14 protein-coding genes and 1 pseudogene are annotated in these 17,850 nt (G+C 72.0%); 11 read left to right on the forward strand and 4 right to left on the reverse strand.

The window, feature by feature from the left end; all coding sequences use genetic code 11:
• Nucleotides 1-33: 33 nt before the first annotated feature.
• Together cobT and ACZ5XS_RS17435 are read left to right on the forward strand one after the other, a co-directional pair.
• Nucleotides 34-1,323, forward strand: coding sequence for a nicotinate-nucleotide--dimethylbenzimidazole phosphoribosyltransferase (cobT, locus tag ACZ5XS_RS17430; protein ID WP_468652133.1), 1,290 nt, complete (start codon nucleotides 34-36; stop codon nucleotides 1,321-1,323).
• A gap of 231 nt (nucleotides 1,324-1,554) precedes the next feature.
• Nucleotides 1,555-2,186, forward strand: a pseudogene (locus ACZ5XS_RS17435) (hypothetical protein).
• Here ACZ5XS_RS17435 and ACZ5XS_RS17440 read toward each other — a convergent pair.
• On the reverse strand, nucleotides 2,126-2,890 hold the full coding sequence (locus ACZ5XS_RS17440) for a hypothetical protein (protein WP_468652134.1): 765 nt from the start codon (nucleotides 2,888-2,890) through the stop codon (nucleotides 2,126-2,128). The pseudogene ACZ5XS_RS17435 and the gene ACZ5XS_RS17440 sit on opposite strands and share 61 nt — an antisense overlap.
• 66 nt (nucleotides 2,891-2,956) lie before the next feature.
• Between ACZ5XS_RS17440 and ACZ5XS_RS17445 the strand changes: the two genes are divergently transcribed.
• The 4 genes from ACZ5XS_RS17445 to sucB all read left to right on the forward strand — a co-directional run bounded on the left by ACZ5XS_RS17445 (nucleotide 2,957) and on the right by sucB (nucleotide 9,118).
• Nucleotides 2,957-3,748 (forward strand): adenosylcobinamide-GDP ribazoletransferase, encoded by a 792-nt coding sequence (locus ACZ5XS_RS17445; RefSeq protein WP_468652414.1) that lies wholly within the window; start codon nucleotides 2,957-2,959, stop codon nucleotides 3,746-3,748.
• A gap of 309 nt (nucleotides 3,749-4,057) precedes the next feature.
• Nucleotides 4,058-5,587: a leucyl aminopeptidase gene (locus ACZ5XS_RS17450; protein ID WP_468652136.1), complete on the forward strand. Its 1,530-nt coding sequence runs from the start codon at nucleotides 4,058-4,060 to the stop codon at nucleotides 5,585-5,587.
• Nucleotides 5,588-5,867: 280 nt separating this feature from the next.
• Nucleotides 5,868-7,256, forward strand: coding sequence for a dihydrolipoyl dehydrogenase (gene lpdA / locus ACZ5XS_RS17455; RefSeq protein WP_468652138.1), 1,389 nt, complete (start codon nucleotides 5,868-5,870; stop codon nucleotides 7,254-7,256).
• Nucleotides 7,257-7,315: 59 nt separating this feature from the next.
• Complete coding sequence (gene sucB / locus ACZ5XS_RS17460) at nucleotides 7,316-9,118, forward strand: 2-oxoglutarate dehydrogenase, E2 component, dihydrolipoamide succinyltransferase (protein WP_468652140.1); 1,803 nt, start codon at nucleotides 7,316-7,318, stop codon at nucleotides 9,116-9,118.
• A 72-nt stretch (nucleotides 9,119-9,190) separates the two neighbouring features.
• On the opposite strand, the gene ACZ5XS_RS17465 is transcribed toward sucB, so the two are convergent.
• The gene (locus tag ACZ5XS_RS17465) at nucleotides 9,191-9,355 is read right to left on the reverse strand and encodes a hypothetical protein (RefSeq protein ID WP_468652142.1); all 165 of its coding nucleotides are present in this window, start codon (nucleotides 9,353-9,355) and stop codon (nucleotides 9,191-9,193) included.
• Between the two features lie 596 nt (nucleotides 9,356-9,951).
• On the opposite strand from ACZ5XS_RS17465, the gene ACZ5XS_RS17470 reads away from it, so the two are divergent.
• The 4 genes from ACZ5XS_RS17470 to ACZ5XS_RS17485 all read left to right on the forward strand — a co-directional run bounded on the left by ACZ5XS_RS17470 (nucleotide 9,952) and on the right by ACZ5XS_RS17485 (nucleotide 15,233).
• Nucleotides 9,952-10,575, forward strand: coding sequence for a GntR family transcriptional regulator (locus ACZ5XS_RS17470; RefSeq protein ID WP_217237153.1), 624 nt, complete (start codon nucleotides 9,952-9,954; stop codon nucleotides 10,573-10,575).
• A gap of 309 nt (nucleotides 10,576-10,884) precedes the next feature.
• On the forward strand, nucleotides 10,885-13,596 hold the full coding sequence (gene aceE / locus ACZ5XS_RS17475; RefSeq protein ID WP_468652144.1) for a pyruvate dehydrogenase (acetyl-transferring), homodimeric type: 2,712 nt from the start codon (nucleotides 10,885-10,887) through the stop codon (nucleotides 13,594-13,596).
• 84 nt (nucleotides 13,597-13,680) lie between these two features.
• Nucleotides 13,681-14,658, forward strand: coding sequence for a helix-turn-helix transcriptional regulator (locus tag ACZ5XS_RS17480; protein ID WP_468652146.1), 978 nt, complete (start codon nucleotides 13,681-13,683; stop codon nucleotides 14,656-14,658).
• Nucleotides 14,659-14,714: 56 nt separating this feature from the next.
• Nucleotides 14,715-15,233 (forward strand): DUF4240 domain-containing protein, encoded by a 519-nt coding sequence (locus ACZ5XS_RS17485; protein WP_217237315.1) that lies wholly within the window; start codon nucleotides 14,715-14,717, stop codon nucleotides 15,231-15,233.
• Between the two features lie 38 nt (nucleotides 15,234-15,271).
• Here ACZ5XS_RS17485 and ACZ5XS_RS17490 read toward each other — a convergent pair whose 3' ends face one another.
• Together ACZ5XS_RS17490 and ACZ5XS_RS17495 are read right to left on the reverse strand one after the other, a co-directional pair.
• Nucleotides 15,272-15,517 carry a hypothetical protein gene (locus tag ACZ5XS_RS17490; protein WP_468652148.1) on the reverse strand — a complete coding sequence of 82 codons (246 nt, stop codon included), beginning with the start codon at nucleotides 15,515-15,517 and terminating at the stop codon, nucleotides 15,272-15,274.
• A gap of 97 nt (nucleotides 15,518-15,614) precedes the next feature.
• Nucleotides 15,615-16,421: a peptidoglycan recognition protein family protein gene (locus tag ACZ5XS_RS17495; RefSeq protein ID WP_468652150.1), complete on the reverse strand. Its 807-nt coding sequence runs from the start codon at nucleotides 16,419-16,421 to the stop codon at nucleotides 15,615-15,617.
• Between the two features lie 188 nt (nucleotides 16,422-16,609).
• Here ACZ5XS_RS17495 and ACZ5XS_RS17500 point away from each other — a divergent pair, with 188 nt between their 5' ends.
• Nucleotides 16,610-17,794, forward strand: a complete 1,185-nt coding sequence (locus ACZ5XS_RS17500; RefSeq protein WP_468652152.1) for a MarP family serine protease — start codon at nucleotides 16,610-16,612, stop codon at nucleotides 17,792-17,794.
• Nucleotides 17,795-17,850 lie beyond the last annotated feature (56 nt).

A 17,850-nucleotide genomic window follows, 5' to 3' on the forward strand; every position in this document is an offset into this window, starting at 1 on the left:
CCGTGTTCGATCAGGGCCGGTACTGTTCGGCGAATGAGCTCGCTTAATCTCGACGACTTCACCGATCTGATCGAGCGCCCCGACGGCGGGGTGCGCCGCGACGCCGAGGCGCGCCGGGAGCGTCAGATCGTGCCGCCCGGAGCGCTGGGACGGCTGGACGAACTGGGTGAGTGGCTGGCCGCGGCACAGTCGGCCGTGCCGGTGCGGCCGATCGAACGGCCGCGGGTCGTTCTGTTCGCCGGTGACCACGGCATCGCGGAACTGGGCGTCTCGGGGCGGCCCGCGGGCAGTGCGGCCGACTTGGTGCGCGAGGTCGTGGAGGGCGGCCGGCCCGCGTCCGTGCTCGCCCGGCGGCTCGGCGTGCCGGTGCGGGTGGTCGACATGGCGCTGGACTGCGATCCGCAGACGCTGCCCGCGGATGTGACAGGACACCGGGTGCGGCGCGGCAGCGGGCGGATCGACATCGAGGACGCGCTGACGCTGGAGGAGGCGGAGGCAGCCTTCCGGGCCGGGGTCGCCGTCGCCGACGAGGAGGCCGACTCCGGTACGGATCTGGTCGTGCTCGGCGATGTGAGCGTGGGCGGGACCACGGCGGCGGGTGCGCTGATCGCCGCGCTGTGCGGTACCGACGCGTCCGTCGTGACCGGTCGGGGCGGGCAGGCGATCGACGACCTCGCGTGGATGCGCAAGTGCGCGGCGATCCGGGACGCGCTCAGGCGGGCCCGGCCGGTGCTCGGGGACCAGTTGATGCTGCTGGCGACGGTGGGCGGGGCCGACCTCGCCGCGCTCACCGGCTTCCTGTTGCAGAGCGCGGTGCGGAAGATGCCGGTGATTCTGGACGGGGTCGTGGTGGCCGCCTGCGCCCTGGTGGGGCAGCGGATCGCGTTCCGGGCACCGGACTGGTGGCTCGCCGGACAGAACAGCGGGGAGCCGGGACAGGCGAAGGCACTGGACCGGATGGCGCTGGAGCCGCTGCTCGACCATGGAATGACGGTCGGGGAAGGGGCGGGGGCGCTGCTGGCACTGCCGCTGGTGCAGGCCGCGGCGGCGCTGGCCGCCGAGCTGCCCGAGAAGCCGGTGGTTTCCGAGGAGCTGCCGGCTTCCGAGGACTTGCTGGTTTCCGAGGACTTGCTGGCTTCCGAGAAGCCGGCGGGTTCCGAGGACCTGCTGGCTTCCGAGAAGCCGGCGGGTTCCGAGGACCTGCTGGCTTCCGAGAAGCCGGCGGGTTCCGAGGACTTGCTGGCTTCCGAGGACCCGCTCGTTTCCGAGAAGCCGGCGGGTTCCGAGAAGCCGGCGGGTTCCGAGGGGCCCGAGAAGGAGTAGGCGTCGGGGGCGGTCGGCGGGCCGCCGGTCTGCCAGGTGCGGCCGTCGCATTCGTGACCGTCCTGGTGTGGGATTCCCGGGACAGGACCTGCGACGGCGCAAGCGGGCCATTCGTGGTCGTCGTCGACCTGCTGCGCCGGGCGCACGAGACCGGGATCACTCAGGTCTCTCTCAACTTCGCCCTGTCCCGGTCGGTCTTCGGATGTGATGCACGGGGATGAGGACCGCCCGATGCACACGCTCGCCCGCCGGGCCCGCGCCGAAGGGGGCCGCTGTACGTCTCCGTGCGCGAGCCGCTGCTCCGGCGCGGGTGGCGGGCGGTTCCCATGACGCTCGGGGCGGTCTGCCTGACGGCGGCCCTGCACTTCGTGCACCACCAGTCGTGGGGCCGGCCGTTCGTGCAGGACGTCGGTGGCGTGCGCGCCCAGGACCCGCTCCGGTCGGCCCTGCTGCGCACTCCCCTGTCCCGTTCGTGCCGGCCCTGGATCTGCCCGTCTGGGGTGCCCTGGTGCAGATCCTGCTGGTGTTCGGGATCGCCGAGATCTGCCTGGGCCGGTGGCGGACGCTGGCCCTCGCCTACACCGCCACACCCGCCGGCACGCTGTACGCGCGCGTGGGCGTCCGGCTGGGCCCCGACAGCCCGCTGTTGCCTGCCCGGCTCGGACGCGCACGTCGTGGACACCGGGCCGTCGGCGGCCGTGGTGGGCCTCGCCGTGTTCGTCGGATGGCGCTACGGCGCGTACGTCACCGCGGGCGCGGCGATCGCGGCGGTGCTGGTGCTGTGCTGGGTGTCGGCGCTGCGTCACCGGCGTTCGAGGGCGCGGGCCGGTTCCGGGTCGGGCTTGCCGCCGATCAGGTCCTGAATCCTGCGCCGGGGGCCCGCCCAGCGGCGGTCGTGGTGGTAGGCGCGCAGGCTGGACCGGGCGCGGGCACGCGGGCGCCGGCGATAGAAGCGCTTGGCCCAGGGGGAGCCGGGGCGGGCCAGCCGGATGGTGCCGACGAGGGCGATGAGGGGGACGATCACGCCGAAGATGGCGGTGCGGGCCTTGCCCTTGGCCAGGGCGAGGAGGGAGAAGAGGAAGTTCACGGTCACGCTCACGATGACGGAGCCGCGGCTCTGGAGTTCGTCCTGATCGAGGTCGTTGACCCCGAAGGGCACGAACCCGCACAGGACCAGGCCGACCAGGGCCGCCGTGAGCACCACGACCTCGACGCTCTTGCGTCCCGCCTCGGTCCAGTAGACGTCGTCGAGGTGCAGGATCAGCGCGAACTCGTCCAGGACCAGGCCCGCACCGATGCCGAAGACGACCGCGAACGCGGCCGCGCCGAAGCCGTGCCGGGTGCTGGCGACCGCGCCGAAGCCGCCGAGGACGGTGAGGACGACGCCGGGGACCACGTGGTGGACGTGCACTCCCCCGGCACTGACGTTGCCGAAGGGCCCCTTGCCGGCCCGGATCATGCGGGTGACGACGCGGGTGATCAGGAACGTCAGCACGAACGCGGTGAGGGCGCAGAGCAGCGGCAGCTTGCCCGGTTCGATGATGTTCCGCTCGAGCCAATGTCCCATATGCGCACTTTATCCACTGGTGCCCCGGGTGCTCTCGCGACCGCCGGGTAACCTGCGCCGGTGTCCATGACCCCCTCGCCCCCCTCCTGGCCGGACGGCCTCCGCTTCGCCTTCGGCACCCTCACCGCGCTCCCGGTCAAGGTGACCCGCTGGGACCGGGAGGCCGCCCGCGGCGGCATGCTGTGCGCCCCCGCGGCCGGGCTGGCGGTCGGCGTCTGTGCGGCCGCGCTCGGCTTGTGCCTGCTGGTCCTGGGCGCGAGTCCGCTGCTCGCCGCCGTCGCCTCCGCCGCCGTACCCGCCGCGCTCACCCGCGGACTCCACCTGGACGGACTCGCGGACACCGCGGACGGGCTGGGCAGCGGCAAGCCCGCCGAGGACGCGCTGCGGATCATGAAGCAGTCGGACATCGGCCCCTTCGGCGTCATCACCCTCGTCTTCGTCCTGTTCGCCCAGGTGGCCGCACTGTCGCAGCTCTACGCCGACTCGTGGGCCCGGGGCGCCCTCGCCGCCGTCGTCTCGGCGACCGCCTCCCGCACGGCCCTCACCCTGGCCGCCCGCACCGGGGTGCCGGCCGCCCGGCCGGAGGGGCTGGGGGCCGCGGTGGCGGGGGTGGTGCCGGTGCGGGGTGCGGCCATAACCGTCGTCGCGGTCACGCTGGCGTCGGCTGTCGCCGGGGGGATGTCCGAGCCGTACGACGCCGCCCGCACGGCCCTCGCGGTCCTCGCCGCCCTCGCCGTCGCCGAACTCCTCCTGCGGCACAGCGTCCGGCGGTTCGGCGGGGTGACCGGGGACGTGTTCGGCGGTCTCGCGGAGACGGCGGCCACGGCGGCGCTCGTCGTGCTGAGCCTGGGGCGTTAGCCGGTGGGGACCGCGGCCGCAGGACAATCTGCGTGCAGGACGCGGAGCCGCGAGGCGTACGCTCGCCGGAACCAGGCAAATGTGACTCAGCTCACCGGAGTTGAGGGCCGAGAAGTGGCCAGGACGCCACCGACAGGTGAATGCGCGGAGGAATGATCGACACCGAGCCCGAGCGTAGGCTCATGTCGGGTGTTTACCTGCCCTGGTAGAGACCAGACCGCACGAGGGTTCTAGGGTCGGTTTTCGGGCTCGGCCGACCCACCCCTGTTCGGCCACACCAGACTTCAATGGAAGCGAGATTTCACCACCGTGACTGCTCTCACTCTCAGCACCGCCGCGGCGCCCGGCCTGCGGGTCGACGCGATCGTGATCGGTGTTGCCAAGGGCGCTGAGGGCCCGGTCGTCGCACCGGGCGCCGAGGCCGTGGACAAGGCGTACGACGGCAAGCTCGCCGGTGTCCTGGAAACCCTCGGTGCCTCCGGTGCCGAGGGCGAGGTGACGAAGCTGCCCGCACCGGCCGGCTTCAAGGCGCCGCTCGTGGTGGCGGTGGGCCTGGGCGCCGAGCCGGAGAAGGACTCCGGCTTCGGCTCCGAGGCGCTGCGCCGGGCCGCCGGCGTGGCCGCCCGCACCCTCTCCGGCTCCAAGAAGGCCGCGTTCGCGCTGCCGCTCGCGGACGCCGCGGACGCGGGTGTGGTCGCCGAGGGCGTACTGCTCGGGGCGTACTCCTTCGACACGTACAAGGAGAACGGCCAGAGCAACCCCAAGGCCAAGAACGGCAAGGCGCCGCTCGCCGAGGCCGCGCTGCTCGGCGGCAAGCCCCGCGACCGCGCCTACAAGGCGGCGATCGAGCGTGCCACCGCCGTGGCCGAGGAGCTCAACCGCGCCCGCGACCTGATCAACATGCCGCCGAACGACCTCGACCCCGAGGCGTTCGCCGCCGTCGCGCAGACCGCGGCGAAGGAGCACGGCATCAAGGTGCAGGTGCTGGACGAGAAGGCCCTCGTCAAGGGCGGCTACGGCGGCATCCTCGGCGTCGGCGCCGGGTCGGCGGCGGGCCCGCGGCTGGTGAAGCTGTCGTACACCTCCTCGAAGGCCGACAAGCACCTCGCCTTCGTCGGCAAGGGCATCACCTACGACTCGGGCGGCATCTCGCTCAAGCCGGCCGGCCACAACGAGACGATGAAGTGCGACATGAGCGGTGCGGCCGCGGTCTTCGCCGCCGTGGTCGCCGCCGCGCGTCTGGGGCTCGAGGTCAACGTCACCGGCTGGCTGGCGCTGGCCGAGAACATGCCGTCGGGTTCCGCGACCCGGCCCGGTGACGTGCTGCGCATGTACAGCGGCAAGACCGTGGAGGTGCTCAACACCGACGCAGAGGGCCGGCTGGTCCTCGCCGACGCGCTGTGGGCGGCCTCCGAGGAGAAGCCGGACGCGATCGTGGACGTGGCGACGCTGACCGGCGCGATGATGCTGGCGCTCGGCAACCGGACGTTCGGGATCATGGCGAACGACGACGCGTTCCGCTCCGCCCTGCACGAGGCCGCCGAGGAGGTCGGAGAGCCGGCGTGGCCGATGCCGCTGCCGGAGCACCTGCGCAAGGGCATGGACTCCTCCACGGCCGACATCGCGAACATGGGCGAGCGGATGGGCGGCGGCCTGGTCGCCGGGCTCTTCCTGCGCGAGTTCGTGGGCGAGGGGATCACCTGGGCGCACCTGGACATCGCCGGACCGGCCTTCAACGAGGGCGGGCCCTTCGGGTACACGCCCAAGGGCGGCACCGGGACGGCCGTGCGGACGCTGGTGCGGCTGGCGGAGCTGACGGCCGCGGGTGATCTCGGATGACGTCCGCCTAGGAGCTCGGTCCGTTCCGTCGTCCGGCGGCCGCGGGGGCGTGGGGGCTGGTCGCGCAGTTCCCCGCGCCGCCGGGGCGGTCGACTCGTCGCTGCTCGTATGAGTGCGACGTCTCACACACCGGCCCGGCGTCTCTTCCTGCCACGACAAGTGCGAAGATGGGGCTCGGCAGGACAGGGCCCCACCGAAGGGCCGAAGTACGAGCGGCCGGACACCAGCCGCCGACCGGTCACCGCAGACCGGCGTGGCGCACATGCATGGAGGACGTGACGTGGCGAACGACGCCAGCACCGTTTTCGACCTAGTGATCCTCGGCGGTGGTAGCGGTGGTTACGCCGCGGCCCTGCGCGGGGCTCAGCTGGGCCTGGACGTCGCCCTGATCGAGAAGGACAAGGTCGGCGGTACCTGCCTGCACCGGGGGTGCATCCCCACCAAGGCCCTGCTGCACGCGGGCGAGATCGCCGACCAGGCTCGCGAGAGCGAGCAGTTCGGTGTGAAGACCACCTTCGAGGGCATCGACATCGCCGGGGTCCACAAGTACAAGGACGGCGTCATCGCCGGTCTGTACAAGGGCCTGCAGGGACTTGTCGCCTCCCGGAAGGTGACGTACATCGAGGGTGAGGGCCGCCTTTCCTCCCCCACCTCCGTCGACGTGAACGGCCAGCGCGTCCAGGGCCGCCACGTGCTCCTCGCGACCGGCTCCGTGCCCAAGTCGCTGCCGGGCCTGGAGATCGACGGCAACCGCATCATCTCCTCCGACCACGCCCTGGTCCTGGACCGCGTGCCGAAGTCGGCGATCGTCCTGGGCGGCGGCGTCATCGGCGTCGAGTTCGCCTCGGCGTGGAAGTCCTTCGGTACGGACATCACGATCATCGAGGGCCTCAAGCACCTGGCGCCCCTCGAGGACGAGAACTCCTCCAAGCTTCTTGAGCGCGCGTTCCGCAAGCGCGGCATCAAGTTCAGCCTGGGCACCTTCTTCTCCAAGGCCGAGTACACGGCCGACGGTGTCAAGGTCACCCTCGCCGACGGCAAGGAGTTCGAGGCCGAGCTGCTGCTGGTCGCGGTGGGCCGTGGGCCCGTCTCCGCCGGTCTCGGCTACGAGGAGCAGGGCGTCGCCATGGACCGCGGCTACGTCCTGGTCGACGAGTACATGCGCACCAACGTCCCGACCGTCTCCGCCGTCGGTGACCTGGTCCCGACGCTCCAGCTCGCGCACGTCGGCTTCGCCGAAGGCATCCTGGTGGCGGAGCGTCTGGCCGGTCTGAAGACCGTTCCGATCGACTACGACGGTGTCCCCCGGGTGACGTACTGCCACCCCGAGGTCGCCTCCGTGGGCATCACCGAGGCCAAGGCCAAGGAGATCTACGGTGCGGACAAGGTCGTCGCCCTGAAGTACAACCTCGCCGGCAACGGCAAGAGCAAGATCCTGAACACCGCGGGCGAGATCAAGCTCGTCCAGGTCAAGGACGGTGCCGTGGTCGGCGTCCACATGGTCGGCGACCGCATGGGCGAGCAGGTCGGCGAAGCCCAGCTGATCTACAACTGGGAGGCGCTGCCCGCCGAGGTCGCGCAGCTCATCCACGCCCACCCGACGCAGAGCGAAGCGCTCGGCGAGGCCCACCTGGCCCTGGCCGGCAAGCCTCTCCACTCGCACGACTGACCCTCGGTCGACGAACGCGACGACACAGACTTCCGCACTTGTAAGGAGCAACCGAAACCATGGCGGTTTCCGTAACCCTTCCGGCGCTCGGCGAGAGCGTCACCGAGGGCACTGTCACTCGCTGGCTGAAGGCCGAGGGAGAGCGCGTCGAGGCCGACGAGCCGCTGCTCGAGGTGTCGACCGACAAGGTCGACACCGAGATCCCCTCGCCCGCAGCCGGTGTCCTGGCGTCCATCAAGGTCGCCGAGGACGAGACCGTTGAGGTCGGCGCCGAGCTGGCCGTCATCGACGACGGCACGGGCGCACCCGCTGCCGCCCCGGCCCCGGCCGCAGAGCCCGCTCCCGAGCCCGCTCCCGAGCCGGCCCCGCAGGCCACCCCGTCCACCGAGCAGGCCGCCCCGGCCCCTGCTCCGACCGCCGAGGCCGCCTCCGGCGGCGGCAGCGCCGAGGGCACGGACGTCGTCCTGCCCGCGCTCGGCGAGTCCGTCACCGAGGGCACCGTCACCCGCTGGCTGAAGTCGGTCGGCGACTCCGTCGAGGCCGACGAGCCGCTGCTCGAGGTCTCCACGGACAAGGTCGACACCGAGATCCCGGCGCCCACCTCCGGTGTGCTGCTCGAGATCACGGTCGGCGAGGACGAGACCGCCGAGGTCGGCGCCAAGCTGGCCGTCATCGGCGCCCCGGGCGCGGCTCCGGCCGCTGCTCCGGCCCCCGCCGCCCCGGCCCCGGCCGCCGAGGCCCCGGCCCCGGCTCCGGCGCCCGCCCCCGCGGCTCCGGCCGCTCCGGCTCCGGCTCCGCAGGCGCCCACGGCTCCGGCCCCGCAGCAGCAGACCACCCCGGCTCCCGAGCCGGCCCCGGCTGCTCCGGCGCCCGCCCCGGCTCCGGTCACCCCGGCCGCCGCGCCCGCCGCCACCTCCGGTGACGACGGCGCCTACGTGACCCCGCTGGTGCGCAAGCTCGCCGCCGAGAACGGCGTCGACCTGGCCTCCGTCAAGGGCACCGGCGTGGGCGGTCGTATCCGCAAGCAGGACGTCACCGCCGCCGCCGAGGCCGCGAAGGCCGCCGCCGCCGCTCCGGCCGCGGCTCCTGCCGCCGCGGCTCCGGCCGCCGCGAGGAAGGCCCCCGTCCTGGAGGCCTCCCCGCTGCGTGGCCAGACCGTCAAGATGCCGCGCATCCGCAAGGTCATCGGCGACAACATGGTCAAGGCCCTGCACGAGCAGGCCCAGCTGTCCTCGGTCGTCGAGGTCGACGTCACCCGCCTGATGAAGCTGCGGGCCCGGGCCAAGGACGCGTTCGCGGCCCGTGAGGGCGTCAAGCTCTCCCCGATGCCGTTCTTCGTCAAGGCGGCGGCCCAGGCGCTGAAGGCCCACGCGCCCGTCAACGCCAAGATCAACGAGGCCGAGGGCACGATCACCTACTTCGACACCGAGAGCATCGGTATCGCGGTGGACTCCGAGAAGGGCCTGATGACCCCGGTCATCAAGCACGCCGGTGACCTCAACCTCGCCGGTATCGCCAAGGCCACGGCGGAGCTCGCGGGCAAGGTCCGCGCCAACAAGATCACCCCGGACGAACTGTCCGGCGCGACCTTCACCATCAGCAACACCGGGTCGCGCGGCGCGCTCTTCGACACGATCATCGTGCCGCCGGGCCAGGTCGCGATCCTCGGTATCGGTGCCACGGTCAAGCGTCCGGCCGTCATCGAGACGGAGGAGGGCACGGTCATCGGTATCCGTGACATGACGTACCTGACCCTGTCCTACGACCACCGTCTGGTGGACGGCGCCGACGCGGCCCGTTACCTGACCGCGGTCAAGGCGATCCTGGAGGCGGGCGAGTTCGAGGTCGAGCTCGGCCTGTAATCCGGCTTCCCGCTTGTACGGTGCCCCCGTCCGGACCTTTCCGGACGGGGGCACCGGTGTCTCATCGGGGCGTCAGTCGGGGTCGACGCCCACGAGGAGGCTCCGCTCGGCGACGACAGGGCTCATCGTCCGGGCCGCCGGCACGTCACCCGTCGCGGACGAGGTGCAGCCGTAACGGCTGTACGGGCGCCCCGACCTGCCCGGATGGTCCGCGTCCCGGGACATCTCGGTGAGCATGCGCGCGTACGTCCCCTCCGCGTGCCAGGCGCCGATGCCGCCGCCCGGCGGGGTCTACAGCCTGCCGCCCGCGTTCTCGACCGCGCCGTACACCCGGCCATCGGTACCGGTGACGCGGAAGCCCCGGCCGACGTGGCCGAAGCGCTGCGCCCGTCCGGCTCGACGAAGGCGCGGGCGCCGCCGGGCCGCGCCCGCCCCGGGCCGCGCCCGCCCTGCCCGCGATCCCTTCCGTAGCCATGCCGGCCGGTATTCCTCCGCCCGGTGGGCGTCTGCCTGCGGCCCGTCCCGCTGACGAGCGAGCCGATCACGGCCGCCGCGACCATCCGGTACAGCGGCCACCGCCATCCCCGATGTCCATGCCGCCCTCCGTCATGACGAGGGGTGCCCCGGTCGGGAACCCGTCTGCCGACCGCGACACCGAACGAGCCTCCGGGGTTCCGTGTCTTGACAGAAGGCGCCGAACTGAGAGCGTGTAAGCCTCGTCTCACCTGCGCGAAAGCGCCCCCGTGCGCCCCTGCCCGAAGGGCCCGCGGCCTTATTGTCTAAACGTCAAACGCCCCCGGGGCCGATGGGCGGCCCCTCCTTAAGGAGCCCTCATGACCGCGCCCGTCGTCCACTCGCTGCGCGAGCAGATCCGCGAGCACATCGTGGAGGGGATCGTCAGCGGGCGCTGGAAGCCGGGCGAGCGGATCGTGGAGCGCCGGATCGCGACCGAGCTGGAGGTCAGTCAGACGCCGGTGCGGGAGGCGCTGCGGGAGCTGGAGTCGCTGCGGCTGATCGAGTCGGCGCCGAACAAAGGCGTCCGGGTGCGGAACCTGACCGCGGCCGACCTGGAGGAGAGCTACCCGGTCCGGGCCGGTCTGGAGGCGATCGCGGCGGAGCTGGCGGCGGCGCGGCTGGCGGAGGACTGCTCGGCCCTGGAGCCGCATGTCGCCGCGCTGTACGAGGCCGACCGCGAGTCGGACGGGACGGGGCAGGTTCGGCACACGGTGGGTTTCCACCGGGAGCTGGTCCGGGCGGCTGGCAACTCGGTGCTGCTGCACACCTGGGAGGGCCTGGGCATCGAGGTCTTCACCGCGCTGTCCATCCGCTGGCTGGGGACGGTCCAGCAGTCGTACGCGGAGGAGCACGAGGAGCTGGTGGCCGCGTTCCGCCGCCGTGACCCGCGCATCGCCGACATCGTGAAGGCCCATGTGCTGGGGTGCGCGCCGCGACCCTGAGGCGCGGGCGCGCTGAGCGGAACACTCGGGTCCCCCACCCCGTACACCGGAGCGAGCCCTCGCTCAAACGCCGCCCGACCTGCGAAAATCGCGGCCGGATACGACACCCTGTGCCGCTGCCGGAGGCACCGCGTGCCTATTTTCTCGTGATCAAGAGGTTTTGCCTCTCAACCCTTTGATCGATCATCGATCAGGGAGTTAGAGTCGCCGACGGGCTTCCACCGAGGCCCCAGCCCTGTCCTGCCAAAGACCAAGGGCACCCCTGACACCCTCATTGGGAACCCCCCTTCGACTGAGGAAGGCGGCGACATGACCGACCCCGAAGCCATCCAGCCGAGCGCGCTCGACCAGCTCCCGGACCGTGACCCCGAGGAGACGGCCGAATGGCAGGCCTCACTGGACGCGGTCGCCAAGGCGGCCGGGCCGCACCGCGCGGCGTACCTGATGCGTCGCACGCTGGAGCGTGCCGAGGGCACCGGCATCGCGCTGCCCAAGCTTCTCGAGACCGACTACGTCAACACCATCCCGACCGCCGCCGAGCCGTCCGCGCCCGGTGACGAGGCGATGGAAGCCCGGATCACCGCCTGGAACCGCTGGAACGCGGCGGCGATGGTCAGCCGGGGCAGCAAATACGGCGTCGGCGGGCACATCGCCACCTTCGCCTCCGCGGCCTGGCTGTACGAGACCGGCTTCAACCACTTCTTCAAGGGCAAGGAATCCCAGGAATCGCCCGGCTCCGGCGACCAGCTGTACATCCAGGGCCACGCCTCCCCCGGTATCTACGCCCGCGCCTTCCTCGACGGCCGGATCGGCGAGGACCACCTCGACAACTTCCGCCGCGAGTCCGCCGGCGGCGGCCTCCCGTCGTACCCGCACCCCCGCCGCCTGCCCTGGCTGTGGGAGTTCCCGACGGTGTCGATGGGCCTGGGCCCGCTGTCGGCGATCTACCAGGCGCGCTTCAACCGCTATCTGACCAACCGCGGCATCAAGGACGTCTCCTCGTCCCACGTCTGGGCCTTCCTGGGCGACGGCGAGATGGACGAGCCGGAGTCGACGGCCGCCCTCGGGCTGGCCTCCCGCGAGGGTCTGGACAACCTGACCTTCGTCATCAACTGCAACCTGCAGCGCCTCGACGGCCCGGTCCGCGCGAACTTCAAGATCGTGCAGGAGCTGGAGGCCCAGTTCAGAGGGGCCGGCTGGAACGTCATCAAGACCCTGTGGGGCACCGCCTGGGACGAGCTGTTCCAGCTCGACACCACGGGCGCGCTGGTACGCCGCCTGCGCGAGGTACCCGACGCCCAGGTGCAGACGTACCAGACCCGTGGCGCCGCCTACATCCGCGAGGACTTCTTCGGCAAGGACCCGGCGCTCGCCGAGATGGCGAAGCTGCTGAGCGACGACAAGATCCTCGAGTGTTTCCACCTCTCCCGCGGTGGCCACGAGGCGCGCAAGGTGTACGCGGCCTACAAGGCTGCCGTGGAGTTCAAGGGCGCTCCGACGGTCATCCTGGCCCAGACGGTCAAGGGCCACACCCTCGGCGAGGGCTTCGCGTCGAAGAACGCCAACCACCAGATGAAGAAGCTCTCGGTGGACGAGTTCAAGACGATGCGCGACCTGCTGGAGCTGCCGATCTCGGACAGCCAGTTCGTCGACGGGGTCGTGCCCTACGGCCACCCCGGCGCCGACTCCCCCGAGGTCCGCTACCTCCAGGAGCGCCGCGCGGCCCTCGGCGGCCCGGCCCCGGCCCGCCGCACGCAGCCGCTGGCCCCGCTGCCGGCCCCGGCGGAGAAGACGTTCGCCTCCTTCGACAAGGGCTCCGGCACGCAGAACGTGGCCACCACGATGGCCTTCGTCCGGCTCGTCAAGGACCTGGTCCGCGACAAGGAGTCCGGCAAGCGCTGGGTGCCGATCGTCCCCGACGAGGCGCGCACCTTCGGCATGGAGAGCCTGTTCCCCTCTCTGGGCATCTACTCGCCCAAGGGCCAGACGTACGAGCCGGTCGACCGCGACCAGCTGATGTACTACAAGGAGGCCGAGAACGGCCAGATCCTCAACGAGGGGATCACCGAGGCCGGTTCGATGGCCGACTTCATCGCCGCGTCCACCGCGTACTCCACGCACGGCGAAGCGATGATCCCGTTCTACATCTTCTACTCGATGTTCGGCTGGCAGCGCACGGCCGACCAGATGTGGCAGCTCGGCGACCAGCTCGGCCGCGGTTTCCTCGTCGGCGCCACGGCGGGCCGCACGACCCTGACGGGCGAGGGCCTGCAGCACGCCGACGGCCACTCGCCGGTGATCGCGGCGACCAACCCCGCCGCGCTGACGTACGACCCTGCGTTCGCGTACGAGGTGGCGGCGATCGTCAAGGACGGTCTGCGCCGCATGTACGGCGAGGCGGCCCCGGGTGAGGACCCGAACGTCTTCTACTACCTGACCGTCTACAACGAGCCGCTGCCGCAGCCCGCGAAGCCGTCGGGCCTCGGCATCGACGAGGGCATCGTCAAGGGTCTGTACCGGTTCAGCACGGCGGAGTCGGCGGGCCTGTCCCCCGTCGCCAACGCCCCGCGCATTCAGCTGCTGGGCTCCGGCACGGCCATCCACTGGGCGATCAAGGCGCAGAAACTGCTCGCGGAGGACTGGGGCGTGGCCGCCGACGTGTGGTCCGCGACCTCCTGGACCGAGCTGCGCCGCGACGCGCTGGAGGCCGACGCCGCCCTGCTGCAGGGCGAGGAGCGGGTGCCGTACGTCCGTCAGGCGCTGCACGGCGCCGAGGGCCCGGTGCTCGCGGTCTCCGACTACATGCGCCAGGTCCCCGACCAGATCGCGCAGTGGGTCGAGCAGGACTACTCCTCGCTGGGCGCCGACGGCTTCGGCCTGTCGGACACCCGTGAGGCGGCCCGCCGTCACTTCGGTGTCGACGCCGAGTCGATCGTCGTCGCGGCCCTGGCCCAGCTCGCGAGGCGGGGCGAGGTCAAGGCGACCGCGGTGAAGGAAGCGCGGGAGAAGTACGGCCTGTAGGACCTGAGGTCAGATGACACCGACGAAGGGGTACGGCTGCCGCCGTGCCCCTTCGTTGTCGGTGGGGCCCGGCATCATGGCCGTATGCGTGCTGCCCGTCTGATCAAAATGGTGCTGTTGCTGCAGTCCCGGCCGTCCATGACCGCCGCCGAGCTGGCTCGGGAGCTGGAGGTGTCCGAGCGGACCGTCACCCGGGACGCGCAGGCGCTGTCGGAGGCCGGGGTGCCGGTGTACGCGGACCGGGGGCGGGCCGGCGGCTACCGGCTGATCGGCGGGTACCGCACCCGGCTGACCGGGCTGGCCCGCGGCGAGGCCGAGGCGCTGTTCCTGTCGGGGGTGCCGGGGGCGCTGCGGGAGATGGGCCTGGAGGACGCGGCGTCGGCGGCCCGGCTGAAGGTGTCGGCGGCCCTGCTGCCGTCCTTGAGTGACGCCTCCCGAACCGCTGCCCAGCGGTTCCATCTGGACGCGCCGAGCTGGTTCAAGGAGCCGAAGACCCCCGGCCTGCTGCCCGCCGTCGCGGACGCGGTGTGGGACGACCGGCGGATCACCGCGCGCTACCGGAGCCGGGAGGCCGAGGTGGAGCGCGAGCTCGAGCCGTACGGCCTCGTGCTCAAGGCGGGCGTCTGGTACCTGTGCGCACGGGTGGCGGGCGGCCACGGGTCGTACCGGGTGTACCGGATCGACCGGTTCACCGAGGTGAGGGCCGGCGAGGAGCGGTTCGCGCGGGACGAGGAGTTCGATCTGCCGGGCTTCTGGGACGAGCGGGCCGAGCAGTTCGCGCGCTCGCTGCTGCGGACGGAGGTGGTGGTGCGGCTGTCCGGGGAAGGGGTGCGGAGGCTGCCGTACGCCGTTGATCCCGTGTCGGCCCGGGAGGCGCTGGACGCGGCCGGTGCCGCGGACGGCGACGGGCAGGTGACGGTGACCCTGCCGGTGGAATCGGAGGAGGTCGCGCACACGCAGCTCGCGGCGCTCGGGCCGGAGGTGGAGGTGCTGGCGCCGGAGAGTCTGCGGGCGCGTTTCGTCAAGGACGCGGCCCGACTGGCCGAGCTGTACGGGACATAACAATCCGCCGCACTCCACGTGCGCCCCACCCTTTCAGGGCCGATGCTGGACCCGTGATGGACGAGACGGAGTTCTGGGAGCTGGTGGACGCCACCCGCGAGGCCGCCGAGGGCGACCCCGAGGAGCAGGCCGACCTGCTCGTGGACCGGCTTCTGCGGCTGGACCCGGACATGGTCCTCGACTTCGCCCGTCACTTCGAGGCCCGCTACAACCGCGCCTACACCTGGGACCTGTGGGGCGCCGCCTGGGTCCTGCTGGACGGCGCGAGCGACGACGCGTTCGACTTCTTCCGGTGCTGGCTGATCGGCCAGGGCCGCGAGGTGTACGAGGGCGCGGTGCACGACCCCGACTCGCTCGCCGACCTCCTGGACGACTTCGACGAGGAGATGGACGGCGACGGCGAGGAACTCGGCTACGCGGCGGACGAAGCGTACGAGCAACTCACCGGGACCGTCGCCCCCGACCTGGGCATCGCGCCCGCTCCGTCGGAGCCGCAGGGCCGGCCGGTCGACTTCGAGGACGAGTCGGTGCTGGCCGAGCGGTATCCGAAGCTGTGGGAGCGGTTCCGGGGCTGAGGCGTGTCTTCAGCGCTGAAACCGTCTGCGGGGCTGGCTTACGCGGTGGCGCGGCGGCGGGTCGTGTCCGTCGGCAGGTAGGCGTGCGTCTGGTCCGCCCGCACGGCGTGGTGCAGGGGTGCCGCGTTGGCCTGTTCCAGGGCGGACGCGGTGACGGCGGCCGGGCCCAGGATGACGGCAGCGACCGCGCAGACCACCGCCCAGGGGCCGCGGGCGGCCCTGGCCCAACGGCCCGCCCCGCGCGTGGTGTTCCTGGTGTCGGCGTCGATGTGACTGCTGTTCATGATCCCCACCTCCGGTCAGTGCGTGTCCCTGACGGTATGGCGGCTGCCTTAAGGGGATCCGTGAGCCGGCTGGGAGAAACCTGTGAGCCGCGTTCGGCTACGTCCTGCCCTGCAGGCGGGCCGCCAGGTCCCTGATCTCCGGGAGGCGGGCGCTCAGGGCCGCGCCCGGACAGCTCGTCCGGTAGCCGTCCTTGTGGCCGGCCAGGACCGGGAGGGCGGCGGTCGTGCCGTCGGCGTAGCGGCTGCGGCCGTTGCTGGAGACCAGGCGGACCGTCCCGCGCGGGTCGATGTCGGCGAGGCCCAGTTTCCAGGCGGCGAGGTGGGCGATCGCGTCGGTCATCACCTTCGGGACCGGCACCCCGGCGGTGAACGTGCCGAGGGCGGCGATCCCCGTGGTGCGATGGTTGAAGCCCTGGGTGTGGGCGCCGGTGACGGCACGGTCGGTACCGCCCGCACGGCCCTCGTAGATGGTGCCGCAGCGGTCGACGAGGAAGTTGTAGCCGATGTCGTCCCAGTCGCGGGCTTCGGTCATGCCCTGCGCGAGGTAGCGGATGATGCGGGGGGCCTCGGCGCAGTCGTAGGCGTTGGGCGAGTCGGTGTGGTGGATGAACACCGCCACGACCTTGTCGTCGTACCGCGGCGGCGGCCGGGTGCGGGCGTTGTCCCGCGCCGCCCAGACCGCTCTCGGCACGATGTGCGGTCGGGTCACGGTGTGGGCCGCCGCGGGGCGGTCCCCGGCCGAACGGGGTCCGTCGGCGGACCCGGTGCTTCCGATCCCGTGCGCGCACAGCACCAGTGCGACGACGGCGGCGAGGCCGGGCAGACAGCCCAGCAGCACGAGCGCGGCCTTCGGTATCCGCACCGCGCGTGTTCTCCGGGAGCCCGTCGGTCTTCGGACACGCATGCTTCCCACTGTCCGGCCGATCCGGTCCGCCCGCGATGTGTGCTGTGCCACCCGGTGGAACCATCGTGCTGGTCCGCGACGTTTTCCGGGGTACACGCACGCGTGGCGGGTTCCGGACGCCACGCGCGCGTGGCTGATCACTGGGCGCATCCCGTGCGTACTAAGGGGTCCTGGAGAAAGGCGGCTCAGTGGACCTGCTCGACATCCTGTTGTTGCTGGTGATCCTCGCCTACGCGGCATCCGGCTACCGGCGCGGACTGGTCGCCGGGTGCGTCTCGCTCGCCGGCTTCGTGGGCGGTGCGGCCGTCGGCGTGTGGATCCTGCCGTGGGTGATGGACCTGGCAACGCCGGGCACGACCGCGGCGACGGTGACCGCGGTGCTGACCGTGCTCGTGCCGGCGGTGGTGGGGCACGAGCTTGCGGGGCGGCTGGCTCTGCGGCTGCGCCGGGAACTGGACCAGGGGCCGCTGCGCGTGGCCGACGGGATCGGCGGGGCCGCGGCCAACTCGGTGGCGGTGCTGATCGTGGCCTGGGTGGCCGCGAGCGTGCTCGGCGCGTCCTCCTCGTCTCTGGTCACGACCGCGATCCGGGACTCGGCCCTGCTCGGCACCGTGCAGAACACCATGCCGGACGCGACCCCCGCCTGGTTCTCGCGGGCCACGTCCGCGCTCACCGAGGCGGGCTTCCCGCAGGTCTTCAACCCGTTCGAGAACGAGTCGACGGCCGAGGTGGCCAAGCCCACAGGTGACAGCGTCACCGCCAGCGCCACCAGCGCCGCCAAACTCAGCACGGTCAAGATCGAGGGCGTCTCGGGCACCCAGGGCCGCGAGGGCAGCGGGTTCGTGTACGCGCGGCAGCATGTGATGACCAACGCCCACGTGGTGGCCGGCATCGACGAGCCGAGCGTGCGGATCGGCGGGGTCGGGCGGTCGTACGAGGCACGGGTGGTGCTCTTCGACCCGGACAAGGACGTGGCCGTGCTGTACGTGCCCGATCTGAACGCCCCCGTGCTGCGCTTCGACGACAGCGCCGCGCGCGGCGACTCGGCCGTGGTCGCGGGCTATCCGCAGGACGGCGACCTGAACCTGCAGGCGGCCACCGTCGCGAACCGGGTGAACGCGAACGGGCAGAACATCTACAACGACGCGACCGTCACCCGCGAGATCTACTCGATCCGCTCCACGGTCCGCCCCGGCAACTCCGGCGGCCCCCTCCTCACCACCGACGGCAAGGTCTACGGCGTCGTCTTCGCCCGCTCCACCTCCGACGCCGAGACGGGATACGTCCTGACGGCGGACGAGGTCGCCCCCGACGCCCGACGGGCGGCGGACGCGACGGCCCCGGTGGACACGGGCGCGCTGGTGACGTCGTGAGCGGGCCCACGGGGTAGGACCGCTCACCGGGCAGGCGGGACACCGCTCGCGCCGCC

The sequence above is a fragment of the Streptomyces sp. NPDC033131 genome, from assembly GCF_055578365.1.

Coding starts and splice junctions, on each gene's coding strand:
- ACZ5XS_RS17445 (WP_468652414.1), top strand. CDS start 2,957: ATGACCCCCTCGCCCCCCTCCTGGCCGGACGGCCTCCGCTTCGCCTTC.
- ACZ5XS_RS17485 (WP_217237315.1), top strand. CDS start 14,715: ATGGACGAGACGGAGTTCTGGGAGCTGGTGGACGCCACCCGCGAGGCC.
- ACZ5XS_RS17495 (WP_468652150.1), bottom strand. CDS start 16,421: ATGCGTGTCCGAAGACCGACGGGCTCCCGGAGAACACGCGCGGTGCGG.
- ACZ5XS_RS17490 (WP_468652148.1), bottom strand. CDS start 15,517: ATGAACAGCAGTCACATCGACGCCGACACCAGGAACACCACGCGCGGG.
- aceE (WP_468652144.1), top strand. CDS start 10,885: ATGACCGACCCCGAAGCCATCCAGCCGAGCGCGCTCGACCAGCTCCCG.
- sucB (WP_468652140.1), top strand. CDS start 7,316: ATGGCGGTTTCCGTAACCCTTCCGGCGCTCGGCGAGAGCGTCACCGAG.
- ACZ5XS_RS17465 (WP_468652142.1), bottom strand. CDS start 9,355: ATGCTCACCGAGATGTCCCGGGACGCGGACCATCCGGGCAGGTCGGGG.
- ACZ5XS_RS17440 (WP_468652134.1), bottom strand. CDS start 2,890: ATGGGACATTGGCTCGAGCGGAACATCATCGAACCGGGCAAGCTGCCG.
- ACZ5XS_RS17470 (WP_217237153.1), top strand. CDS start 9,952: ATGACCGCGCCCGTCGTCCACTCGCTGCGCGAGCAGATCCGCGAGCAC.
- cobT (WP_468652133.1), top strand. CDS start 34: ATGAGCTCGCTTAATCTCGACGACTTCACCGATCTGATCGAGCGCCCC.
- ACZ5XS_RS17480 (WP_468652146.1), top strand. CDS start 13,681: ATGCGTGCTGCCCGTCTGATCAAAATGGTGCTGTTGCTGCAGTCCCGG.